The sequence below is a fragment of the Actinomadura sp. WAC 06369 genome, from assembly GCF_003947565.1.
In the GTDB taxonomy this organism is placed as follows: domain Bacteria; phylum Actinomycetota; class Actinomycetes; order Streptosporangiales; family Streptosporangiaceae; genus Spirillospora; species Spirillospora rifamycini.
Map to the genome: position 1 here is coordinate 45744 of NZ_QHJN01000025.1, position 20649 is coordinate 66392.

At 77.3% G+C, this 20649-nt stretch carries 12 protein-coding genes; 2 read left to right on the plus strand and 10 right to left on the minus strand.

Annotated features, from left to right (window positions below):
• Nucleotides 1-10: 10 nt before the first annotated feature.
• On the plus strand, nt 11-1777 hold the full coding sequence (locus DMH08_RS09605) for a fatty acyl-AMP ligase (protein WP_158642283.1): 1767 nt from the start codon (nt 11-13) through the stop codon (nt 1775-1777).
• Here DMH08_RS09605 and DMH08_RS09610 read toward each other — a convergent pair.
• The 9 genes from DMH08_RS09610 to DMH08_RS09650 all read right to left on the minus strand — a co-directional run bounded on the left by DMH08_RS09610 (nt 1764) and on the right by DMH08_RS09650 (nt 18887).
• Nucleotides 1764-2669, minus strand: a complete 906-nt coding sequence (locus DMH08_RS09610) for an alpha/beta fold hydrolase (protein ID WP_026404741.1) — start codon at nt 2667-2669, stop codon at nt 1764-1766. The genes DMH08_RS09605 and DMH08_RS09610 overlap by 14 nt on opposite strands.
• The gene (locus DMH08_RS09615) at nt 2666-3667 is read right to left on the minus strand and encodes an NAD-dependent epimerase/dehydratase family protein (protein WP_125613136.1); all 1002 of its coding nucleotides are present in this window, start codon (nt 3665-3667) and stop codon (nt 2666-2668) included. Before DMH08_RS09615 ends, DMH08_RS09610 begins: the two co-directional genes overlap by 4 nt.
• Nucleotides 3664-5346: a fatty acid CoA ligase family protein gene (locus DMH08_RS09620; RefSeq protein WP_084550935.1), complete on the minus strand. Its 1683-nt coding sequence runs from the start codon at nt 5344-5346 to the stop codon at nt 3664-3666. Before DMH08_RS09620 ends, DMH08_RS09615 begins: the two co-directional genes overlap by 4 nt.
• Nucleotides 5347-5353: 7 nt before the next feature.
• Nucleotides 5354-14149, minus strand: a complete 8796-nt coding sequence (locus DMH08_RS09625) for a type I polyketide synthase (protein WP_125613138.1) — start codon at nt 14147-14149, stop codon at nt 5354-5356.
• A 123-nt stretch (nt 14150-14272) separates the two neighbouring features.
• Complete coding sequence (locus DMH08_RS09630) at nt 14273-15049, minus strand: ABC transporter ATP-binding protein (protein WP_026404745.1); 777 nt, start codon at nt 15047-15049, stop codon at nt 14273-14275.
• Complete coding sequence (locus DMH08_RS09635) at nt 15046-16095, minus strand: FecCD family ABC transporter permease (RefSeq protein WP_199747708.1); 1050 nt, start codon at nt 16093-16095, stop codon at nt 15046-15048. Before DMH08_RS09635 ends, DMH08_RS09630 begins: the two co-directional genes overlap by 4 nt.
• The gene (locus tag DMH08_RS09640; protein WP_125613140.1) at nt 16092-17081 is read right to left on the minus strand and encodes a FecCD family ABC transporter permease; all 990 of its coding nucleotides are present in this window, start codon (nt 17079-17081) and stop codon (nt 16092-16094) included. The genes DMH08_RS09635 and DMH08_RS09640 overlap by 4 nt, the downstream gene beginning before the upstream one ends.
• Nucleotides 17071-17886, minus strand: a complete 816-nt coding sequence (locus tag DMH08_RS09645) for a siderophore-interacting protein (RefSeq protein WP_125613148.1) — start codon at nt 17884-17886, stop codon at nt 17071-17073. The genes DMH08_RS09640 and DMH08_RS09645 overlap by 11 nt, the downstream gene beginning before the upstream one ends.
• 5 nt (nt 17887-17891) lie before the next feature.
• Nucleotides 17892-18887 (minus strand): ABC transporter substrate-binding protein, encoded by a 996-nt coding sequence (locus tag DMH08_RS09650; protein WP_026404749.1) that lies wholly within the window; start codon nt 18885-18887, stop codon nt 17892-17894.
• Nucleotides 18888-18995: 108 nt separating this feature from the next.
• Between DMH08_RS09650 and DMH08_RS09655 the strand changes: the two genes are divergently transcribed.
• On the plus strand, nt 18996-19784 hold the full coding sequence (locus DMH08_RS09655; protein ID WP_026404750.1) for an AraC family transcriptional regulator: 789 nt from the start codon (nt 18996-18998) through the stop codon (nt 19782-19784).
• Here the strand turns inward: DMH08_RS09655 and DMH08_RS09660 are convergent.
• Nucleotides 19785-20649 (minus strand): pyridoxal phosphate-dependent decarboxylase family protein (locus DMH08_RS09660; protein ID WP_148108585.1); only part of this gene is annotated, 865 nt, incomplete at its 5' end.

Sequence of the window (20649 nt, forward strand, 5' to 3'; positions counted from 1 at the left end):
AGGGGAGCGGATGGATCTCGTGCGGTGCCTGCGTGAGCGGAGCGAGCGGTACGGGGACGAGCGGTGGTTCGCGTTCGTCGCTTCCCGGGGCGGGAAACTGGTCGAGACCCGCCGTCTGACGTACGCCGGACTGGACGGGCGGGCGCGGGCGCTGGGCGCGCGGCTGGCCGCGCGCGGCGCGCGCGGAGAACCCGTCGTCCTGCTGCATCCGACCGGGCCCGAGTTCCTCGTCGCCTTCTTCGGCTGCCTGCACGCCGGGGCGGTCGCCGTGCCGGCGCCGCTCCCCGCGCTCGATCCGCGCGCGTTCGCCCGCGCCGAGGGCGTCCTCGCCGACACCGGCGCCCGGCTCGTCCTGACCGACGCGGCGAACCTCGCGATGCTGGACGAGTGGCTGGCGCGGACCGGCCTGCGCGGCCGCGTGCGCTGCGCGGCGACCGACGCCCCGCCGACCGATGCCGTGCCGAGCGATGCCGCGGCCGGCGCCGTCCCGCCGGGACGCGGCGGCGCCGGGCAGAACGACGTGGCGTACCTGCAGTACACGTCCGGATCGACCAGCCGCCCGCGCGGCGTGATGGTCACCCACGGCAACGTCCTCGCCAACTGCGCCGCCATCACCGCGGGCCTCGGCGCGGCGGCGGGCCGCGTGGCGACCGGGTGGCTGCCCCACTTCCACGACATGGGCCTGGTCGGCATGTACCTGCACGCCCTCGTCGCGGGCCGCGACCTGGTCGCGGCCTCCCCGACGGCCTTCCTCGCGCGCCCGGCGCTCTGGCTGGAGATGATCGACCGGTACCGGGCCGGGTGGACGGTCGCGCCCGACTCCGGGTACGAGTGGCTGGCCCGCCGCTGCCGCCCCGAGGACGCGCGGGGCCTGGACGTCTCGTGCCTGCGGCGCGCGGTGGTCGGCGCGGAACCGGTCCGGCCCGCGACCCTCGACGCGGTCGCCGGGCGGTTCGCCGCCATCGGCTGGGACCGCCGGTGCTGGACGCCCGCGTACGGCCTGGCGGAGGCGACGCTGATGGTGAGCATGACGGCGGCGGGCGGCCCGGTCGCCGGCCGCTTCGGCACGGCGGCCCTGCAGGCCCGCAGGGCCGTGCGCGCGGACGGCGCCGACCCGCGCGCCGACCCCTGCACCGAGCTCGTCGCCGCGGGCCGTCCGTCCGGCGCGGAGGTGCGGATCGTCGACCCGGAGACGCGCGCCGAACTGGGGGAGGGCCGGGTCGGGGAGATCTGGGCGGCGGGGGCGGGGGTGGCCCTCGGCTACCGCGGCGACGAGCGGGCGACCGGGCGCACCTTCCGCGCCCGCCTGCGCGACGGCCGCGGCCCGTTCCTGCGCACCGGCGACCTCGGCTTCGTCCTGGACGGCGACCTGTACGTGACCGGACGCCTGAAGGAGATCGTCATCGTCAACGGCCGCAACGTCCACCCCTACGACCTGGAGGAGGCGGGGCGGCGCGCGCACCCGGCGGCGGGCGCGGGCGCCGCGTTCGCCGTGCGGGACGGCCGCGAGCACCTCGTCCTCGTCCAGGAGGTCCGGGCGCGGAACGGGGAGCCGCTCGCGGAGGCGGCGCGGCGGATCCGGCGCGCGGCGAGCGGCGCGGCGGGCGTCCCGGTGAGCGTGGTGCTCGTGCGCCGCAACGGCGTCCCGCGCACCACCAGCGGGAAGGTGCAGCGCGCCCGGACGCGCCGGGAGTGGCTCGGCGGGCGCCTCACGGTCCTGCACGCCGACCTCGCCCCGGACGTCGGCGCCCTGCTGGACCGGGTCAGCGGCACATGAAGTCGCGGAGCTCGACCAGGAACCGGTAGCCGGTGTCCTCGAGGACGTAGTGCCCCGCGTCCTCGTAGGCGTGCGTCCGCGCGGCGGGGAAGCGCCGCCGCCACTCGTCCAGCATCGCCCGGTCGAGGACGACGTCCCGCAGCCCCCACCCGATGAGGACGGGCAGGTGCGCGAACGCGGCGAGCGCCTCGCCCGCGCCGTGCAGCAGCGGCCACGCCGGGTCGCCCGGCCGCAGCGGGACGTCCTGGACGAACCGCTGGATCGCGCGGCGGTTCGCGGGGTCGGCCGTCGGCGCGAGGAACGCGGCCCGGACGGCTTTCGGCATCGGGCGCCGCACCCCCAGCGGCGGCAGGGTCGCGAGCCGCGCGAACAGGTTGTGCCGCAGGAACATCCGCTCGCCGAGCCGGGTGTCGCGCAGCACCCGGAACGGGACGCGCAGCGGCACGCGGACCCGTTCGCCGTGCGGGTTCGGGAAGGCGGCCGTGTTGAGGACGACGAGGCGCTCCACGCGCTCGGGGCGCCGGGCGGCCCACGCCGCGCCGATCGGGCCGCCCCAGTCGTGCATCGCCAGCGTCCAGCCGCGTTCCGGGGCGCCCCGCTCGGCGATCAGGTACTCGACCAGGGCGTCGAGGTCGTCGACCCGGGAGGCCAGCGTGTAGGCGTACCGGTCCTCGCCGGGCTTGTCGGACAGCCCCATCCCGACGTGGTCGGGCGCGACGCAGCGGAACCGGTCGCGGAGCGTCAGGATCGGCCACCGCCACAGGTAGCTCCACGACGGGTTGCCGTGGACGAACAGGACCGGCGGCCCCGAGCCCTCGTCCACGTAGTGGAGCCGGACGCCGCCGAGGTCGAGCCGGTGGGACGCGAACGGGTACTCCGGGAACCGGTTCACCGGGCCGCCCGCAGCGGCCGCCGCTCCAGGTGCGCGGCCAGCCGCGCGAGGCCCGTCGCGGTGTCCACGGACGGGCGGTAGCCGAGGTCGCGGCGCGCGGCCGAGAGGTCGAACCAGTGCGCGGTGGACGCCTGGTTCACCAGGAAGCGCGTCAGCGGCGGCTCGCCCCGCACGCCGGGCACCCGGTACGCGGCCTCCACCAGCGCCCCCGCGGCGTAGGCGGGCCGGACGAACGGGAGCCGCCGCGTCACCGGCGGCAGCCCCGCCGCCGCCAGCAGCGAGTTCAGCCACGCCCCCATGCCCCGCGGCTCGCCCTGGCTGATGAAGTAGGCGCGGCCGACGAGCGGCGACCCCGGCTCCAGCAGGTCGAGCGCGCGGACGTGCGCCTCGGCGGCGTTGTCGATGTAGACGGTGTCGACCGGTTTGTCGGTCCTGCCGAGGAGCCAGAGCCGGTGCCGCCGCGCGGCGAGCCGGGGCAGGAAGTGCGGGTCGCCCGGCCCCCAGATCAGGTGGGGCCGCAGCGCCACGGCCGGGACGAGCCGCCCCGCCGCGCCCAGCACCAGGCCCTCGGCCGCGGCCTTCGTGCGCGGGTACGCGGCCAGGAAGCGCCGCGCGTACGGGACGGACTCGTCCACGCCCGCCAGGTCGCGGCCGGCGTGCACGACGCTCGGCGACGACGTGTGGACGAGCCGGGCCCCGGCGCGCGCGCACGCCTCCAGCACGTGCCGCGTGCCGTCCACGTTGACGTGCTCGTAGTCGCGGGCGCGGCCGCCGACGCCCGCCTTCGCGGCGCAGTGCACGACGGCGTCGCACAGCTCCGCCGCGGCGAGCACCGCGCCCCGGTCGCGGACGTCGGCGAGGTGCTGGACGACGCCGAGCTCGTCCAGCGCGGCGGACCGGTGCCGCTGCAGCGCGTGCACCGTGTCGCCGCGCTCGGCGAGGCGCCGGCACACGGCCGCGCCGAGGAACCCGCCGCCGCCCGTCACCAGGACCTTCACCGCGCCTCCCCGGCCCGCCGGCGCGCCGGGTCGCGGGCCTCCTCGCGGGCGGTCTCGCGCGCCGCCCACAGCGCCAGCTCGTTCCGGCGGATCTTGCTGTTGTGCCGCACGTCCACCGGGAACCCGTAGTTGAACAGGACGTCGCGGATCGCGGCCGTCCCCGGCCGCCGCGCCGCGACCGCGAGCAGCTCGGCCCGCAGCCGCGCCCGCTGCGCCCGCCCGGTGCCCGGTTCGGGCTCCACCACCAGGACGGGGCGCTGCCGGGGCGGCGACCCGAGGCCGACGAGGGCGGAGCGGCGCACCCCCGGCACCGTGTCGAAGACCGGCTCGACGTGGTCGGTGTACAGCTCGCCGCCGTCCGCCGTCCGGACGCGCTCGTCCTTGCGGCCCGCGAACCACAGCCGGCCCTCCGCGTCGACGCGGCCGAGGTCGCCCATGCGGTGCACGGTCCGGTCGCCGTCGGCGATGCGGGCGCGGGCGGTGGCGCCCGGCCGCTCCAGGTACGGGTCCGCGACGGTCGGCCCGGCGACGGTGATCTCGCCGATCGCCCCGTCCGGGACGAGCAGCTCGTCGCTCCACTTGCGGATCGGCTCGTCGGTCACCGCGATGACGCGGACGAGCTGGCCCGGCAGCGGCCGGCCGAGGCAGGTCCCGGCGCCGTCCGCGGTCGCGTCGCCGGTCGCCGCGAGCTCCCGGCCGTCGATCACGCTGACCGGCATGCACTCGGTCGCCCCGTACGCGGAGAACAGCTCCGCGTGCGCCGGGAGGCAGGCGCGCGCCCGCCGGAGCACCGCGTGCGGCAGCGGCGCGCCCGCGGTGAGGACCGTGCGGACCGGCGCCAGCGAGTGCCCGCCGGTCAGGCTGTAGCGGGCGATCCGGTCCAGCAGCGCGGGCGGTGCGAACAGCGCGCTCACCCCGAACCGGCGGATGTCGCCGACGAGGGTGTCCGGGCGGGCCGACGCGGGGCGCCGCGCGTCCACGGCGGGGAACACCGCGCAGGCGCCCAGGAGGGTCGCGCCGAGCGCGAACGGCGGGAACGTCGACAGCACCCGCGTGCCGGGTTCGAGCGGCCGGGTCGCGTCGAGCATCCGCACCTGCGCCAGCAGGTGCCGGTGCCGCAGCGGGACGCCCTTCGGCACCCCGGTCGACCCCGACGTGTACGCGATCAGCGCGAGGTCCTCGGGTTCGGGTTCGGGCCCGGTCTCCAGGGCGGGCGGCGCGTCCGCGCGCAGCCGGTGCACGGTGCGGCCGAGCCACATCCGCCGCGGCCCGACCGTGATCGAGGTGCGGACGCAGCTGCGCGCCCACCCGAGCGCGACCCGGGCGGCCTGCGCGACCGGGACGCCGATGAACACCTCCGGCGCCGCCTCCGCCATGCAGGCCCGCAGCGCCGCCTGCGGGAGCGCCGGGTCGATCAGCACGGGGACGGCGCCCATCCGCAGCAGCGCGTGCACGGTCGCGAGCAGCTCGATGCCCGGCGGCACCATCACCGACGTGCGGGTCCCGGCCTCCACCCCGGCGCTGCGCAGGCCCGCCGCCGTCCGGTCGATGAGGACGGCCAGCTCCGCGAACGTCACGCTGCGGGGCGAGCGGCCGCCCGTCACGCACGCGACCGTGTCGGGCCGCGCGCGGACCTGCGCGTCGAACATGACCGCGAGCCGGGCCCCTTCTGTGATCATCTCCGGGTCACCACCGCGCGATGACGATGCCGGCGCTGATGCCGCTCGCCAGCCCGACCATCGCGACGAGGTCGCCGCGCCGGACCCGGCCGTCCCGCACGGCCCGCGCGAGCTGCAGCGGCAGGGTGGCGGACGCGACGTTGCCATGGTCGGCGATCGTGACCACGGTCTTGTCCGGCGGGATCCCGGCGCGGTCGCAGAACGCCCACAGGTAGGGCAGCGCGGCCTGGTGGACGCAGACGACGGCGAAGTCGCGCCAGCGGAGCCCCGCCTCGGCGAGCGGCTTGTGCAGGGCCTCCAGGTCGAGCCGGTTGAACGCGTCCGCGAACGCGAGGAAGTCGTAGTCGAACCGGCCGATGGCCGCCGCGGGGGCGTCCGGGTCCGACGTCAGGTTCGTGACCGGGACGGCGGCCAGCCGCCAGGCGGCGGACTCGGCGGAGAACCGGGTGCCGAGGACGCCCGGCTCCGCGCCGGCCTCCAGCACCATCGCGGCCCCGGCGTCGGAGAACGTGTAGTGCACCGCCGCGGCGAAGAACTCCTCGGTGCTCGCGACCGTCCAGGGCGTCCCGGAGCTGAGCAGCTCCCCGCAGGCGATGAGGATCCGGCGGTGCGTGCCCCGGGCGATGAACGCGTCGGCGATCTCGATCGCGTTGACGAAGCCGTTGCAGGCGTTGCGGACGTCGAACACCGGGCAGGCGGCGCCGAGCTTGGCGGCGACGACGTGCGCGGTGGCGGGCTCGACGGTGTCGCCGAGCACCCCCGCGTAGATGACGAGGTCGAGGTCGAGGGGGCGCGCCCCCGCGTCCTCCAGCGCCTCCCGGGACGCTCTGACCGCCAGGTCGGACGGCAGCTCGCCGGGCGCGGCCAGGTGCCGCCGCCGGACGCCGCTGCCGCGCTCGACGAGCCCCCGGGGGAAGTCCGCCCCCGGGCTGCGCGCCGCGACCCGGTCCTCGAGTTCCCCGGTGGTCATCGTCGTCTCCGGCAGGTACGCGGACACGGCGGCCAGCCGGCTGCGCGGGGCGTTCATCGCGACATCTCTCCTTGCACGGTGCGGTGGACCAGATCGGCCAGCTCCAGCACCGTCCTGGTGATGATCAGCCGGTCGAGCGGTAGTTCGACGTTCAGCCGCTCCTCGATCGTGTACACGGCGGCGTAGAGGGTGCGGGACTCCATTCCGGGCAGGTCGGCCCAGCTTGCGTCGGGCGCGACCTCCTCCGGGTCGAGCGTCAGCGTGTCGGCGAGGACGCCGCGGACGAGATCGAGCATCGGGATCGGTACGGCGGACGTGGCCACCTTTCCTCCTCGGGTGCGGAACGGCTTCGCGTGCGGTCAGCGCGAAGGTGACGGGGACCCCTCGCCCCGCCGCCGGTTCCGCGTCGCGCGCGGCCGGGGCGGCGGCGCCGAGCCGCAGCACGATGAGCCGCGCGATGTCGTTCACCGTCCCGCCGCTGCGCAGCAGCTCCATCGGCGGGATCTCGACGCCGAACCGGCCGCGCAGCGCGGACAGCAGCTCGGTCGCCATGAGGGAGTCCAGGCCGTAGTCGTCCAGCCGCCGGTCGTGCGCGATCCGCTCCGCCGGGGTGAGCAGCACCGCCGCCAGCACCTGCACGAGCCGTTCGGCGACGAGGGCGTGCGCCTCGTCCGCGCCCGCGCCCGCCACCAGCCGGGCGAGCTCGGTCGCGCTCGCGTCGTCCTCCTCCAGCCCGGCGGGCACGAGCCGCGACAGCCACGGCCGGCGCAGCGCGGGCAGGACCCGGCCGAGCCGCGCCCAGTCGCACCGCCCGACCATGCCGACGTCGACGCCCTCGGCGAGCATGTCCCCGACGGCGGCGAGCGCCTCGGCGGGGGTGATCGAGTCGATGCCGGCCCGGGCCAGGACCCGTTCCCGGTCGCCGGTCGCGAGGACGCCGGTGCCCGCGAGCGCGCCGAGCCCCACCGCGAGGGCCGGGAGCCCGTCCCGGCGCCGCCGCCGGGCCAGCGCCTCCAGGTACAGGTTCGCCGCGACGTACGGCGCCTGCCCGACGTTCCCGATCGTGGTGAGCGACGAGCACAGGACGAACAGGTCGAGGTCCCGGTCGCGGGTCAGCCCGTCCAGCACCGCCGCCCCGGCGATCTTGGGGTGCAGGACGGCGCGGATCCGCTCGTCGTCCAGGTCGGTCAGCGGGGCGTCGTCCAGGTGCATCGCGGCGTGGACGACGCCGCGCACCGGGCGCCCGGCGGCGTCGGCCTCGCGGAAGACGCGCCGCATCGCGTCGGCGTCGGCCGCGTCGGCGGCGTGCGCGCGGGCTCGCGCGCCCAGCCCGTCCAGCTCGCCGAGCAGCGCGGCGGCGCCCGGCGCGGCGGCGCCGCGCCGGCCGACCAGGGCCAGGTGCCGGGCGCCGTGCCGCACCAGCCACCGGGCGGTCTCCGCGCCGAACCCGCCGAGCCCGCCGGTGACCAGGTACGTCGCCTCCGGGTCGAACCGCGGCGGGGTCCGGCGCGACCGGACCCGCACCGGCTCGTCGCGCGGGTCGAGGGACACGACGATCTTTCCGACGTGCCGCGAGTGCCGCATCAGCGTGAAGGCGTCCTGGACGCGCGCGGCCGGGAACAGCGTGTGCGGCAGCGGCCGCACCTCCCCGGAGCGGGCGAGGGCGGCGAGCGCGGCGAGGTGCCGGGCCGCGTCCTCGGGCGCCTTCCACAGCAGCGTGCCGATGTCGACGCCGTGGAAGGCGAGGTTCTCCCCGAACGGCCGCAGCAGCAGCGGCCGGTTCTCGTAGATGTCGCGCTTGCCCAGCTCGATGAACCGGCCGCCGTGCGCGAGCGTCTCCAGGCTCCGGGTGACGGCCTCGCCCGCGAGCGAGTTGAGCACGACGTCCACGCCGCGGCCGCCGGTCAGCTCCCGCACCCGCTCCGCGAAGTGCAGGCTGCGCGAGTCCAGCACGTGGTCGGCGCCCAGCGCCCGCAGCAGCTCGCGCTTGACCGGGGTGCCCGCCGTGGCGACGACCCGGGCCCCGAAGGCGCGGGCGACCTGCAGCGCCGCGAGCCCGACGCCGCCCGCCCCGCCGTGGACCAGGACGGTCTCGCCCTCCCGGAGCCGCGCGCACACCTCCAGGGAGTACAGGGCCGTCGCGAAGGCGATCGGCAGCGTGGCGGCCTCCGCGAACGTCATCCCGTCCGGGACGGGCGCCGCCACCCAGTCGGCGACCACGACCTGGTCGCCGAACCCGGTGTTCCCGACCGCCGTCACCCGGTCGCCCGGCCGCACCGCGGTCACCCCCGCGCCGACCGCCGTGACGATCCCCGCGCACTCCAGGCCCAGCTCGTGCCCGCCGAAGACGTTCTCGATCGCCTCGACCGGCAGCAGGTTCACCGCCCGCATCACGTCCCGGTAGTTCAGGCCGATCGCCCGCGCCGCGATGCGCACCTCGCCCGGGCCCGGCTCCCGCACCGGCGCCTCCCGCCAGGCCAGGGCGAAGGACAGCCCCGGATCGTCGACGGCCAGTTCGCGGGCGGCGGGCCGCGCGGCGGCCGCCGGCTCCGCCTCCACCAGCCGGGGGACGAACCGCCCCCGGGGCGCGAGGACGAGCTCGTCCTCGTCGTCCGGGGCCAGGAGCTCGGCGGCCAGCCGCCCGGCGTCGGCGCCGTCGTCGCCGCCGGGGTACAGGCACACCCGCCGCACCGTCAGGCCGGGCTGCTCGTTGCCCAGCGTCCGCGCCGCGCCCCACACCGCCGCGTCCTCCGGGTGCGTCGCGACGCCGTCGAGGGCGGGTTCGGGCAGCGCCCCGCAGGGGCGCGCCACCACCCACAGCGCGGCGTCCGCGCCGTCCGGCAGCCGGTCGGCGGCCCGCGCCGCCGCCCGCAGCGCCGCGAGCCGCCGGGCGACCCGCTCGGCGGGCCCGCCCGGGCCGTCGCCCAGCACGAGCACGAACCCGACGGCGCGCGCGTCGGCGGGGACGTCGGCGAGCCACCGCTCCGGGTCGCCGCTCGCCGGGCACGCGCCCGCGGCGCCGCCCCGCGCCTCCAGGACGTCCCGCAGGGCGCGGGGCAGCCCGGACGGCCCGTCCTCGGCCGCGACGACCCAGCACGCGGAGGCGTCCGGCGCGGGCGGCTCCTCGGGACCCGGGCGTTCCGCGGCGGGGGCGCCGGCCGCGGTCGCGACCGCCACCGTCAGGTCGCCGTCCGCCCACGCGCCGCCGGCCGGGTCCCCGTCGTCGGTCCGGGCGACCTCGGCGAAACCGGCCTCCGCGAGCAGCGCGTCCCACCGCTCCGGCGCGAGCAGCGGCGAGTCCGGCCGCAGCCCGCGGTCGGTCACGTCCCAGAAGTCCGCCGCCTGCCCGTCCACGGCCAGGAGCGGGCCGAGCCGGTGCGGCTCGGCGGCCAGCAGCGTCCCGCCGGGCACCAGGAGCGCCGCCAGGCGGTCCAGCGCGACCGCGGCGTCCCGCGCCCGGTACAGCCCGCCGGCCGCGACGACCACGTCGAACGCGCCCGCCGCGAAGCCCTGCTCGGCCGGGTCCCGGTCGAGGTCGAGGACGCGGTGCTCGACGCGTCCGTCGTCGCCGAAGCGCTTCGCCAGTTGCGCGACGGACGTCCCGTCCGGGTCGGTGACCGTGTACCGGGTGCGGTCGGGCGGCAGGACCGGCAGGACGGACGCCGTCGCGCCGCCCGTCCCGGCGCCGACCTCCAGCACCCGCAGCGGCCGGTCCGCGGGCCACCGCCGCACGATCCGCTCGGCGACCGCCGCGACGGCCCGCCCCGCCAGGAGCGCGAGCGGCCCCGCGTCGCGGACCTGCCGCAGCAGCTCGGCGCCGCCGCCGGACTCCACCGGCTCCGCCGGCCGCTCGCCCCGCAGCAGCCGGGGCAGCTCCCGCCACCGGCACACCGCGAGGACGGTCCCCGCCGCGAACGACGAACTCCGTTCGAGGAGGTCGCGGTGCGCGCCTTCGACGTCGCGCGCGGACCATGCGGGCCGGATCCGGTCCTCCTCCAGGACACCGTGCCGCTCCAGCAGCGGCACCGCCGCCCGCACCATCCGGCGCAGGTGCGGCACCGCGCACTCGCGCAGCACGTCGTCCAGCGGCCGCCCGCCGGCCGGCTCCCCGAACGCGTCGGCGAGCGCGCGGGCGAGCGTGTGCGCGAACACCTCCTCCAGCCGGTCCGCGTGCGCCGCGTGGCCCTGCTCGTCCCACGCCGGACGCAGCGCCGCGATCGCCGCCTCCGCGTCCGCCAGCACCTCCCGGGCCGGGACGGCCGGCGCCGCCGCGGCCGGCCCGGGCCGGGGCGCGGCCCGCAGCACCGTCGCGTACCGCGCGAGCGGCGTCCGGCTCCGCGCGGGCATCCGGCGCAGCCGGCACCCCTCGATCTCCACCGCGACCCGCCCGGCCAGGTCGGTGATCGCGATGTCCCAGCAGACCTCGTCCTCGGTGCGGGGCCGTTCCCGGACGTGCAGCAGGCCGTTCACGGACGGCGCCTCCCACACCCGCACCGCGCCGATCGCCGCCGGCATGTACCCGGTGCCCGCGCGCAGCTCGTCCACCAGCCACAGGACGCCCGCCTGCAGCGCGCTGTCCAGGACCACCGGGTGCGCCCGGTAGTCCCCCTCCGCCTGGGCCGGGCACCGGTACGCGGCGAAGATCTCCCCGTCGCCGCGCCGCAGCTCCGTGAGCACCCGGAACTCCGGGCCCCACACCATGTGCCCCTCGGCGGCCGCCGCGTAGTACCCGGCGACGTCCACCGGCTCGGCGGCGCGGGCCCGCAGCGCGTCGGCGTCCAGGGGCGCCGGGGCGGGGCGCAGCAGCGGGCGCACCCGCGCCCGGACGTGCTCGCGCGGCTGCCCGCCCGACCGGTCCGAACCCGCGACGGTGAGCACGCCGGTCTCGGTGGACAGCGACGTCTGCGCCCACACCGGCTCCGCCTCCGCGCCCGACGGGATCACCATCGCCCGGCTGATCTCGACCCGGTCGACCTCCACCGCGTCCGCCGCGCCCGGCACCGCCAGCCGCGCCGCCGCGACGGCCATCTCCACGTAGCCCGTCGCGGGCATCACCGCCGCGCCCGCCGCCCGGTGGTCGAGCAGCCACGGCGCCCGCGCCGGGTCCATCTCCCCGAACCACGCCGGCTCCGGCGCCGGGAGCCGCGTCCCGAGCAGCGGATGCTCCGTCGCCTTGGCGCCGCCCCGCTGCGTCCACGTGTCGGGGCCGCCCACCCAGAACCGCTCCCGCCGCCACGGGTACGCCGGGAGGTCCGCGACCGCGCCGCGGCGCGGGAAGTGGACGCCCCAGTCGAGGTCCGCGCCGACCGCGACCAGCTCCGCGACGGCGTCCCGCACCCGCGCCGGGCCCGGTTCGCCCCGCCGCAGCGTGCCGACGACCGCGGTCCGCCCCCGCGCGGCGCCCGACACGCGCCGCAGGTACGACCGCAGCACCGGGTGGGGGCCCACCTCCAGCAGCACGTCCGCGCCGTCCGCGAGCACCCGCGCCGCGGCGTCGGCGAACCGCACCGGCTCCCGCACGTTCCGCCACCAGTACCCGGCGTCCAGCTCGGGGCCCTCCACCGGGCCGCCCGTCACCGCGGACACCATCGGCACCCGCGCCCGGCCCGGCCGCAGCCCCGCCAGCGTCTCGCACAGCCGGTCGCGGACCGGGTCCATCGCGGCGCTGTGGAACGCGTAGTCGAGGTCCAGCTCGCGGAAGAACACCCCGTCCGCCGCGAGCCGCGCGCCCAGCGCCTTCAGCGCGTCCGCCGGCCCGGCCGCGGTGACGTCCCGGTCGCTGTTGACCGCCGCGATCTCCAGCCCCGGATGGTCGGCGAGCATCCGGCGCGCCTCGTCCTCCGGCAGCCCCAGCGCGGCCATCCGGCCCCGCCCCCGCGTCGGTGCCTGCGCCAGGCTCCGCTCGGCGACCACCTGCGCCGCCTGCTCGAGCGACAGCGCGCCCGACACGGACGCGGCGGCGACCTCGCCGACGCTGTGCCCCAGCACCGCGACGGGCCGCACGCCCGCCGCGTCCAGCATCGCCGCCAGGCCCGCCTGGACCGCGAACAGCAGCGGCTGCGCCGTCTCCGCCGCCCGCAGCCCCTCGGCCCGCACCGACGCGAGCCCGTCCAGGACCGACCGGCCCAGCCGGGGCGCGAGCCGCACGTCCACGGCCTCGACCGCCGCGCGGAACACCGCGTCCTCCAGCAGGTCGGCGCCCATGCCCGCCCACTGCGAGCCGTTGCCGGAGAACACCAGCGCCACCCGCCCGCGCTCGACCGCCTCCGCCCGCACCGCGTCCCCGAGCCCCCGGGCCGCCGCCTTCGCCGAGCCGGCCAGCACCACCGCGCGATGCGGGTGCAGGCCGCGCCGCCGGGCCGCGGTGTAGGCGACGTCGTAGAAGCCGCTCTCCGGGACGGACTCAAGATGCCCGCTCGCCCGCGCCACCGCCTCGTCCAGCGCCTCCGGGCTGCGCGCCGACACCACCACCGGCAGCGCCCGCCCGTCCGGTTCCGCCGGGACGGGCGGCGGGACGGGCGCCGGGACGGGCGGCGGGACGGGCGGCGGCGCCAGCGCGACGTGGGCGTTCGCGCCGCCGAACCCGAACGAGTTGACCCCGGCGAGGGGCCGCGGGCGGTCGTCCGCCGGCATCGCCCGCGTCGCCACGCGCAGCCCGAGCCCCGCGAAGTCGATGGCCGGGTTCGGCTCGTCCGCGTGCAGCGACGGCGGGATGGTGCCGTGCCGCAGCACCAGCAGCGCCTTGAACAGGCCCGGCATCCCCGACGCGGGCTCCAGGTGCCCCACGTTCGTCTTCACCGACCCGATCGGCAGCGGCCCCCGCGTCCGCCGCCGGCCGAGCGCCCGCCCCAGCGCCTCGCACTCCGCCGGGTCACCGGCCGCCGTGCCCGTCCCGTGCGCCTCCACGTACACCAGGTCGTCGGCGTCCAGGCCGGAGTAGACCCGCCGCAGCAGGTCCTCCTGCGCCGCCGGGTTGGGCAGCGCCAGCCCCATCGTGCGGCCGTCGTTGTTGCTCGCCGCGCCGACGATGACCGCGTGGATCCGGTCGCCGTCGCCGATCGCGTCCGCGAGCCGCTTGAGCAGCACGACGCCGCCGCCCTCGGCGCGGACGAAGCCGTCGGCGTGCGCCGAGAACGCCCGGCACCGCCCCGTCGGCGACAGCATCGACGCCTGGCTGAACCCCACGTACGGCCCCGGCCCGAGCAGCGCGTTCACGCCGCCCGCCAGCATCACCCGGCCCGACCCCTCCGCGAGGGCCCGCACCGCCCGCTCCACCGCCACCAGCGCCGACGAGCACGCCGTGTCGATGCTCATGCTCGGCCCGCGCAGGTCGAACACGTACGACAGCCGGTTCGACGCGATCGACAGCGCCGCCCCCGACATCGAGTAGGGCCCCATCGCGCCCGGTTCGAGCGCCTGCAGCGTCCCGTAGGCGGGGTCGGACAGCCCGACGAACACCCCGGCGTCCGTCCCGGCGAGCGCGCCCGGCGCGATGCCCGCGTCGTCCAGCGCCTCGGCAGCCATCTCCAGCAGCAGCCGCTGCTGCGGGTCCATCGTCGCCGCCTCCTTCGGCGCGATGCCGAAGTACGCCGCGTCGAACCCGCTCACGTCGTCCAGGAAGCCGCCCGCGCGGGTGTAGCTCCGGTCGGGCCGCGGGACCCGCTCGTCCACGAACCGGCGGACGTCGAACCGGTCCGGGGGGACCTCGCCGACCAGGTCGGCGCCCCGCAGCAGCGCGTCCCACAGGCCGTCCAGGTCGGTGATGCCGCCGGGCAGCCGGCACGCGGCCCCCACGATCGCCACCGCGTCCTCGGGTCGGCTCCATTCGCCCATCGCCCCGCCTCCCGCTCGCCAACTAGGGCACTACCTGCGGGAATAACTTAGGGTGACGATGAGATTACGAGCAACTGACCTTCCGGTGCCACTCCTGTACCCGCCCGCGGCGGGAGCCGCGGGTCAGGGGGTCGGGACGATCATCGGGGTGGCGGTCAGGGGGTCCGGCACGACGATGCAGGAAAGGTCGAACACCTCCTTGACGAGCTCCGCGTCGACGATGTCGCCGGGCGCGCCCGCCGCGACGACACGGCCGTCCCGCATGGCGACGAGGTGATCGGCGAACCGGCACGCCTGGTTGATGTCGTGCAGGACGGCGACGACCGTGCGGCCCTCGTCGCGGAGCCGGGCGAGCAGCGCGAGCAGCTGGTACTGGTGCGTGATGTCGAGGAAGGTCGTCGGCTCGTCCAGCAGCAGGTACGACGTCTCCTGCGCGAGCACCATCGCGATCCACGCCCGCTGCCGCTGCCCGCCCGACAGGCTCTCCACCGGGCGGTCCGCCAGCCCGGCGACGCCCGCGGCGTCCATCGCCGCGGCCACCGCGCGCTCGTCCTCCCGCGACCACGCCGACAGCAGCGTCTGGTGCGGGTAGCGGCCGCGCGCGACGAGCTGCCGGACGAGCATGCCCTCCGGCGCGGCGAGCCCCTGCGGCAGGAAGCCGATCTCGCGCGCGAACGGCTTCGGGCGGTACCCGGCGACGTCCCGGCCGTCCAGCTCCACCCGCCCGGACGCGGGGGACAGCTGCCGGGCGAACGCCCGCAGCAGCGTCGACTTGCCGCACGCGTTCGTCCCGATGACCGCGGTGAACCGCCCGTCGGGGACGTCGAGGGCCAGGTCCCGCGACACCGTGCGGTCGCCGTAGGCGAGGGTGACGTCGCGGGCGGTCAGGCGACCCGTCACGGTCGTCGCACCTCCTTGATGAGCAGCCAGATGAGGTAGGTGCCGCCGATCGCGGTCGTCACCACGCCGACCGGCAGCTGGACGGGCGCGAGGACGGTCTGCGCCGCGATGTCGGCGGCCGACAGCAGCAGCGCGCCGGTCAGCGCGGCCGGCAGCAGCGGCACGCCGGGCGCGCCCGCGAGGCGGCGCCCGATCTGCGGCGCGGCGAGCGCCACGAACACGATCGGTCCGGACGCGGACGTCACCGCGGCCGTGCAGCCCACCCCCGCCAGGACGGCCAGGAGCCGCAGCCGGTTCAGGTGCACGCCCGACGACGCCGCGACCTCGTCGCCCAGCGTCGCCTGGTGCAGCGCGCGGGACAGGACGGCGAGCAGCGCCAGGAACGCCCCGCAGAGCAGGAACGGGAACCGCAGCTCCGCCCAGTCGAGCCCGTTCAGCGAGCCCGCCTGCCAGCCCGTCGCGGCGATCGCCACGTCCAGGTCGGCGCGCAGGATGATCCACGCGTTCACGGCGGTGAGCATCGCGTTCGCGGCGATGCCGACGACGACGAGCCGCAGCCCGCCGACGCCCGAGCCCAGCGACAGCGCGTAGACGGCCGCGGCGGTGAGCACGCCGCCCGCGACCGACCCGGTCGCCAGGCCCGCCGCCGACCCGCCGAACACCGTGATCGCCACGAGCACGCCGGTGTACGCGCCGGCGTCCAGCCCGATGACGTCCGGGCTGCCGAGCGGGTTGCGGGTGACGTTCTGGAAGACCGCCCCGGCGGCGCCGAGCGCCGCACCGAACACCAGCGCCGCGGCGACCCGCGGCAGCCGCCACTCCCGCACGACGAGGACGGAGTCGCCGTGCCCCGCGAGCGCCGACAGGGCCGTCGCGGGGGAGTCCCACTCGTCGCCCCGGCACAGCCCGACGATCCCGAGGAGCAGCCCCGCGACGGCGAGCACCAGCGTCACCGCGAGCGTCCGCCGCTCCAGCTGCGCCGTGACGGGACCCGCGCGGAGGACGACCGCGCCCCCGCCCGCCGCCTTCGCTCTCGCCGCCTTCACGCCGCCACCGCCCCGTACCGGCGGACCGCCCAGATCAGGACGGGCGCGCCGACGAACGCGGTGACGATCGCCACCGGCACCTCGCCGGTCGGCAGCAGGATCCGCGACCCGATGTCGGACGCGATCAGCAGCACGGGACCGAGCACCATCGTGTACGCCATCAGCCACGGCACCGACCCGCCGGCGGCGCGCCGCGCGAGGTGCGGCACCATCAGCCCGACGAACGCGATCGGCCCCGCGACCGCCGTCGCGGCCCCGGCGAGCACCGTGAACAGCGCGAGCGCCGCGAACCGGATCCGGGCGACGCGCGCGCCGAGCGCCTGCGCGACGCTCTCGCCCAGCGCCAGGCCGCCGAGCGGGCGCGCCGCGAGCAGCGCCCCGGCCAGCGCCAGCCCGATGGCCAGCAGCGGCAGCTCGAACGGCGCCCGCTCGCGCCCGGCGAGCGCCCCGACCGACCAGAACCGGAACCGGTCCAGGGCGTCCGGGTACGCCAGCCGCAGCGCGATCGACACCCCCGACAGCACGAAGGTCAGCGCGACCCCCGCCAGGACGAGCCGCAGCGGGAACGTCCGGCCGACGCCGTAGACGACGAGCATCGCGGCGCCCGCGCCCGCCAGCGCGAGGGCGAGCTGCACGGCCGGCGCCGCCGCGATCCCGGCCGCCGCGCCGACCGTGACCGCGAACCCGGCGCCCGCGTTCACGCCGAGGATGCCGGGTTCGGCGAGCGGGTTGCGGGTCAGCGTCTGGATCAGCGTCCCGGCCGCCCCGAGGGCGGCGCCCACGAAGACGGCGATGACCGTGCGCGGCACCCGGATGTCGCGCACGATCACGTGCTCGTCCGTCCCGGCGTAGGCGGTGAGCGCCTCCCACACCGCGCCCGGCCCGGCCCGCCCGGCCCCGACGCACAGGCTGGCGAACGCCAGCGCGGCCAGGGCCAGGAGGGACGCGAGCAGGATCGTGACCCGGCGGGGCACGTCACGCGCCAAGGTCGGCCACTCCGCGCTTCCAGTAGCCGGTGACGTACGCCCCCATCCGGCCCTTGCTCCACGCCCGCAGCGGCTTGATCGCGTCGGCCTCGCCGGCCGCGACCAGGAACGACTCGCCGGGCGCGGGCTCCAGGCCCATGACCGTCCCGGCCAGCCGCGACTCCGCGCCGTCCTGGACGAGCCGGATGATCCGGACGCCGTCCCGCGCGGCGAGCGGGTACGCGTGCTCGGCGTCGTCGGACGTCTCGACCACCACCGTCGCCGACACGTCCGCCGGGGACTCCTCGAGCCAGCGGCCGAGCGCCGGCAGCGCCGTCGCGTCGATCGCGAACAGGTAGTGGTCGTGGTGGTGCGGGAACGCCTTCGCGCCCGCGGGCCCGGCGATCACGGCCTCGTCGCCGACGGCCGCCGCGGCGGCCCACTCGGACGCGAGCCCGCCCTCGTGCAGGACGAAGTCCAGGTCCAGCTCGCACGCCTCGGCGTCGTACCGGCGGATCGTGTACCGGCGGCTGGGCGGCGACGGGCGCGGCCACTCCAGGTCGAGCGTCTCCGGGTCGTGGACGGGGACGCGCAGCGTCCCGTCCGGGTCCGGGAACACGATCTTGATGTGGTCGTCGGCCTGGTAGGAGTGCACGCCCCCGGCGAGGCCCGGGCCGCCGAACGTCAGCCGCAGCATCCGCGGCGTGATCTGCTCGCGGCGCACGACCGCCGCCGTGCGGACCTCGATCGGGTAGCCGATCCGCTCGACGCCCGTGCCGGTCCGGTGGTGCTCCAGCACCCGCTCGCGCGGCATGTCCCTGCGCATCGCGCTCACTTCCCCTCCTCCAGCAGCGGCGCGAGCGCCTTGTCGACGTCGTCCAGGGCCATCAGCGCCGACTCGTAGGTGGCGGCGGCGGTGTAGCGCAGGCCGAAGGTCTTGCCGTCCTTCACCGCGGGCAGGTTCTTCCAGAGCTTGGAGTCGAGGACCCGCTGCACCGCCTCGGCCGTGGACCCGTCGGGTTCGAGCGAGTACGTGACGGCGTCCGCCTCGCCGAGGCTCTCCGGCAGCTCCTCGAGCGACGGCGTCTCCGACACGTCCTTCGAGCCGCCGCCCTTCTTCTTGACCTGGCCGTAGTACGTGACGCCGACGTCCTCGGCGATGTTCGTGCCCCAGGAGTCGCCGAACTCCCGCATGAACGTCCCGCCCGCGACGTCCCCGTAGGTTCCGACGTGACCGAACTTCAGCCCCTTCAGGGCGTCCGCGTACTTCGCCGTGATCTCGGCGGCCTTCTTCTCGTACGCGGCCTTGGTGTCGGTGTAGTACTGCAGGCGGCCCGCCGCGTCGGCCTGGCGGCGCGACAGGTCCCGCCACGCCGACGGGACGGTCGGGCCGATGACCGCGACGGGCGCGATCGACTCCAGCCGCTTCATGTCGATGTCGCCGAGCACCGGGCGCGGCACCCCGATGATGATGAGGTCCGGCTTCACCGCCGCGATCGCCTCGTAGTTCGTCGAGGCCGCCGCGTCGTCCGCGATCTTCTTGACCCCGTCGTACTTGGCCCGGTCCTCGGCGGACATCATCTCCAGCCCGCGCGTCCAGGTGGAGATGCCGACGAGCTCCGCGTCGGCCTCGATGAGCACCGGCACCGCGTACCCGGTCGCCACGATCCGCTTCGGGTCGGCCGGGATGGTCACGGTGCCGTTGTCGGCGGCGAACGACCGGGTCTTCCCGGACGTCCCGGCGTCGTCGGCCGACCCCGAACCGCAGCCGGTCACCAGGACCAGCGCGGCGGCGAGCGCCGTGGCGAGTCGCGTGCGAGTGGACATGGGCGAGCTTCCTTACGTTTCACGAGAGAAACCGCCCTGACCTGCGCCGGACGGCCAGCTTAGGCTAGCCTTACCTGACTTTCGGACATATCGGTGAGAGGACATTCTGTGCGCCCCGGAGGTCACCTTCGCGACGATCCCGTCCACTGCGAGGAGTACGGCTACGGCCTCGGCGACCCCGGCGGGATCTTCGTGCTGAAGTACCGCTCGGCGGGCGGCCTCACCCTCGGCGAGAGCCGCCAGGACTTCCTGCACCAGCTCTACTGGTCGCCCGACGGCGTCCTCGCCGTGCTGAGCGGCTCCGACACCGGGTTCCTCGGCCACCGCGAGGGGTACTGGGCGTCCCGCGCCACCGCCCACGAGGTCCGCGCGGGCGACCGCCAGACCGTCTACCGCGTCTGCCTGCGGGAGGTCCCGCCCGCCCTGGACGGCCACCGCTGCGGGCCCGTCGCCGTCGACGACCGCGCCGCCGAGCTCATCCGGCTGATCACCCGCCGCGACTGCGACGAGCGCACCGCGCTGGACGCGCGCCGCGGCATCATGGCCGGGCTCGCCCCGCTCACCGGCCGCGGCGTCCCCCGCCCCGCCGGCGGCAGCGGCTACGCCCTCACCGTCGCCCGCGCCCTCTCCCGCGACCCCGCCGACCCCACCCCGCTCACCGAATGGGCGCGCCGCCTCCGCGTCAGCTCGAAGACCCTGCAGCGCGACTTCGTGCGCGAGTTCGGCATGCCCTACTCCCGGTGGCGCACCCGGCACCGCCTTCGCGCGGCCCGCGTCCTGCTGCGCGCCCACCCCGTCACCGAGGTCGCGCACCGGGTCGGCTACGCGAGCCCGTCCGCCTTCATCGCCGCCTACGCCGGCGAGTACGGCCGCACCCCCGGCCGCGACCGGGACTGATCACACCCCCGGCACGGCCTCCCGCAGCGCCGCCGCCACCCGGTGCACGTCCGCCTCCCCGGTGCGCCAGTTGCTGAACGCCGCCCGCAGCGCCGGCACCCCGTCGTGGACCGTCGGCGTCAGGAACGCCTCCCCGGCCACCCGGTCGGCGAGCGCCGCCAGCCGCGCGGCGTCCGGCCGGTCGGCCAGCGTGAAGCACACGACGTTCAGCCGGACCGGCGCGAGCAGCCGCAGCCCCGGCACCGCCTCCACCGCGTCCCCCAGCGCCCGCGCGCACGCCGTGCACCGCTCGACGATCTCCCGGTGCCCCTTCCGGCCGTAGGCGCGCAGCGTGAACCACGCCGCGAGCGCCCGCAGCCGCCGCGAGTTCTCCGGCGTGAGGTGCACCAGATCGGGCGCCCCGCCCGACGGCCCCAGGTACGCGGCGGCGTTCCGGAACACCGACGCCTGCAGGTCGGGCCGACGCGTGAACTGCAGCGCGCTCCCGTACGGGACGTTCAGCCACTTGTGCAGGTCGACGCAGACCGAGTCCGCCGCGTCGAGCCCCGCCACGAGATGCGCGTGCGCCGGCGACAGCGCCGCGAACCCCCCGAACGCCGCGTCCACGTGCAACCAGAACGGGTACCGCTCCCGCAGCGCCGCGACCGCCCGCAGATCGTCGAAGTCGCCGGTGTTCACGGTCCCCGCGTTCGCGACGACCACGCACGGGCCGTCCGCCTCCCGCAGCGCCCGCTCGAGCGCCGCCGGGTCCACCGCCTCCCGCCCCGCGACCGCGGGCACCCCGACCAGCGAGCGCCGGCCCAGCCCCAGCATCGCGAGCGCCTTCGCCACGCTCGAGTGGGCCGCGCCCGACAGCACCCGCACC

Coding starts and splice junctions, on each gene's coding strand:
- DMH08_RS09645 (WP_125613148.1), bottom strand. CDS start 17,886: ATGCGCAGGGACATGCCGCGCGAGCGGGTGCTGGAGCACCACCGGACC.
- DMH08_RS09620 (WP_084550935.1), bottom strand. CDS start 5,346: ATGATCACAGAAGGGGCCCGGCTCGCGGTCATGTTCGACGCGCAGGTC.
- DMH08_RS09625 (WP_125613138.1), bottom strand. CDS start 14,149: ATGGGCGAATGGAGCCGACCCGAGGACGCGGTGGCGATCGTGGGGGCC.
- DMH08_RS09605 (WP_158642283.1), top strand. CDS start 11: ATGGATCTCGTGCGGTGCCTGCGTGAGCGGAGCGAGCGGTACGGGGAC.
- DMH08_RS09650 (WP_026404749.1), bottom strand. CDS start 18,887: ATGTCCACTCGCACGCGACTCGCCACGGCGCTCGCCGCCGCGCTGGTC.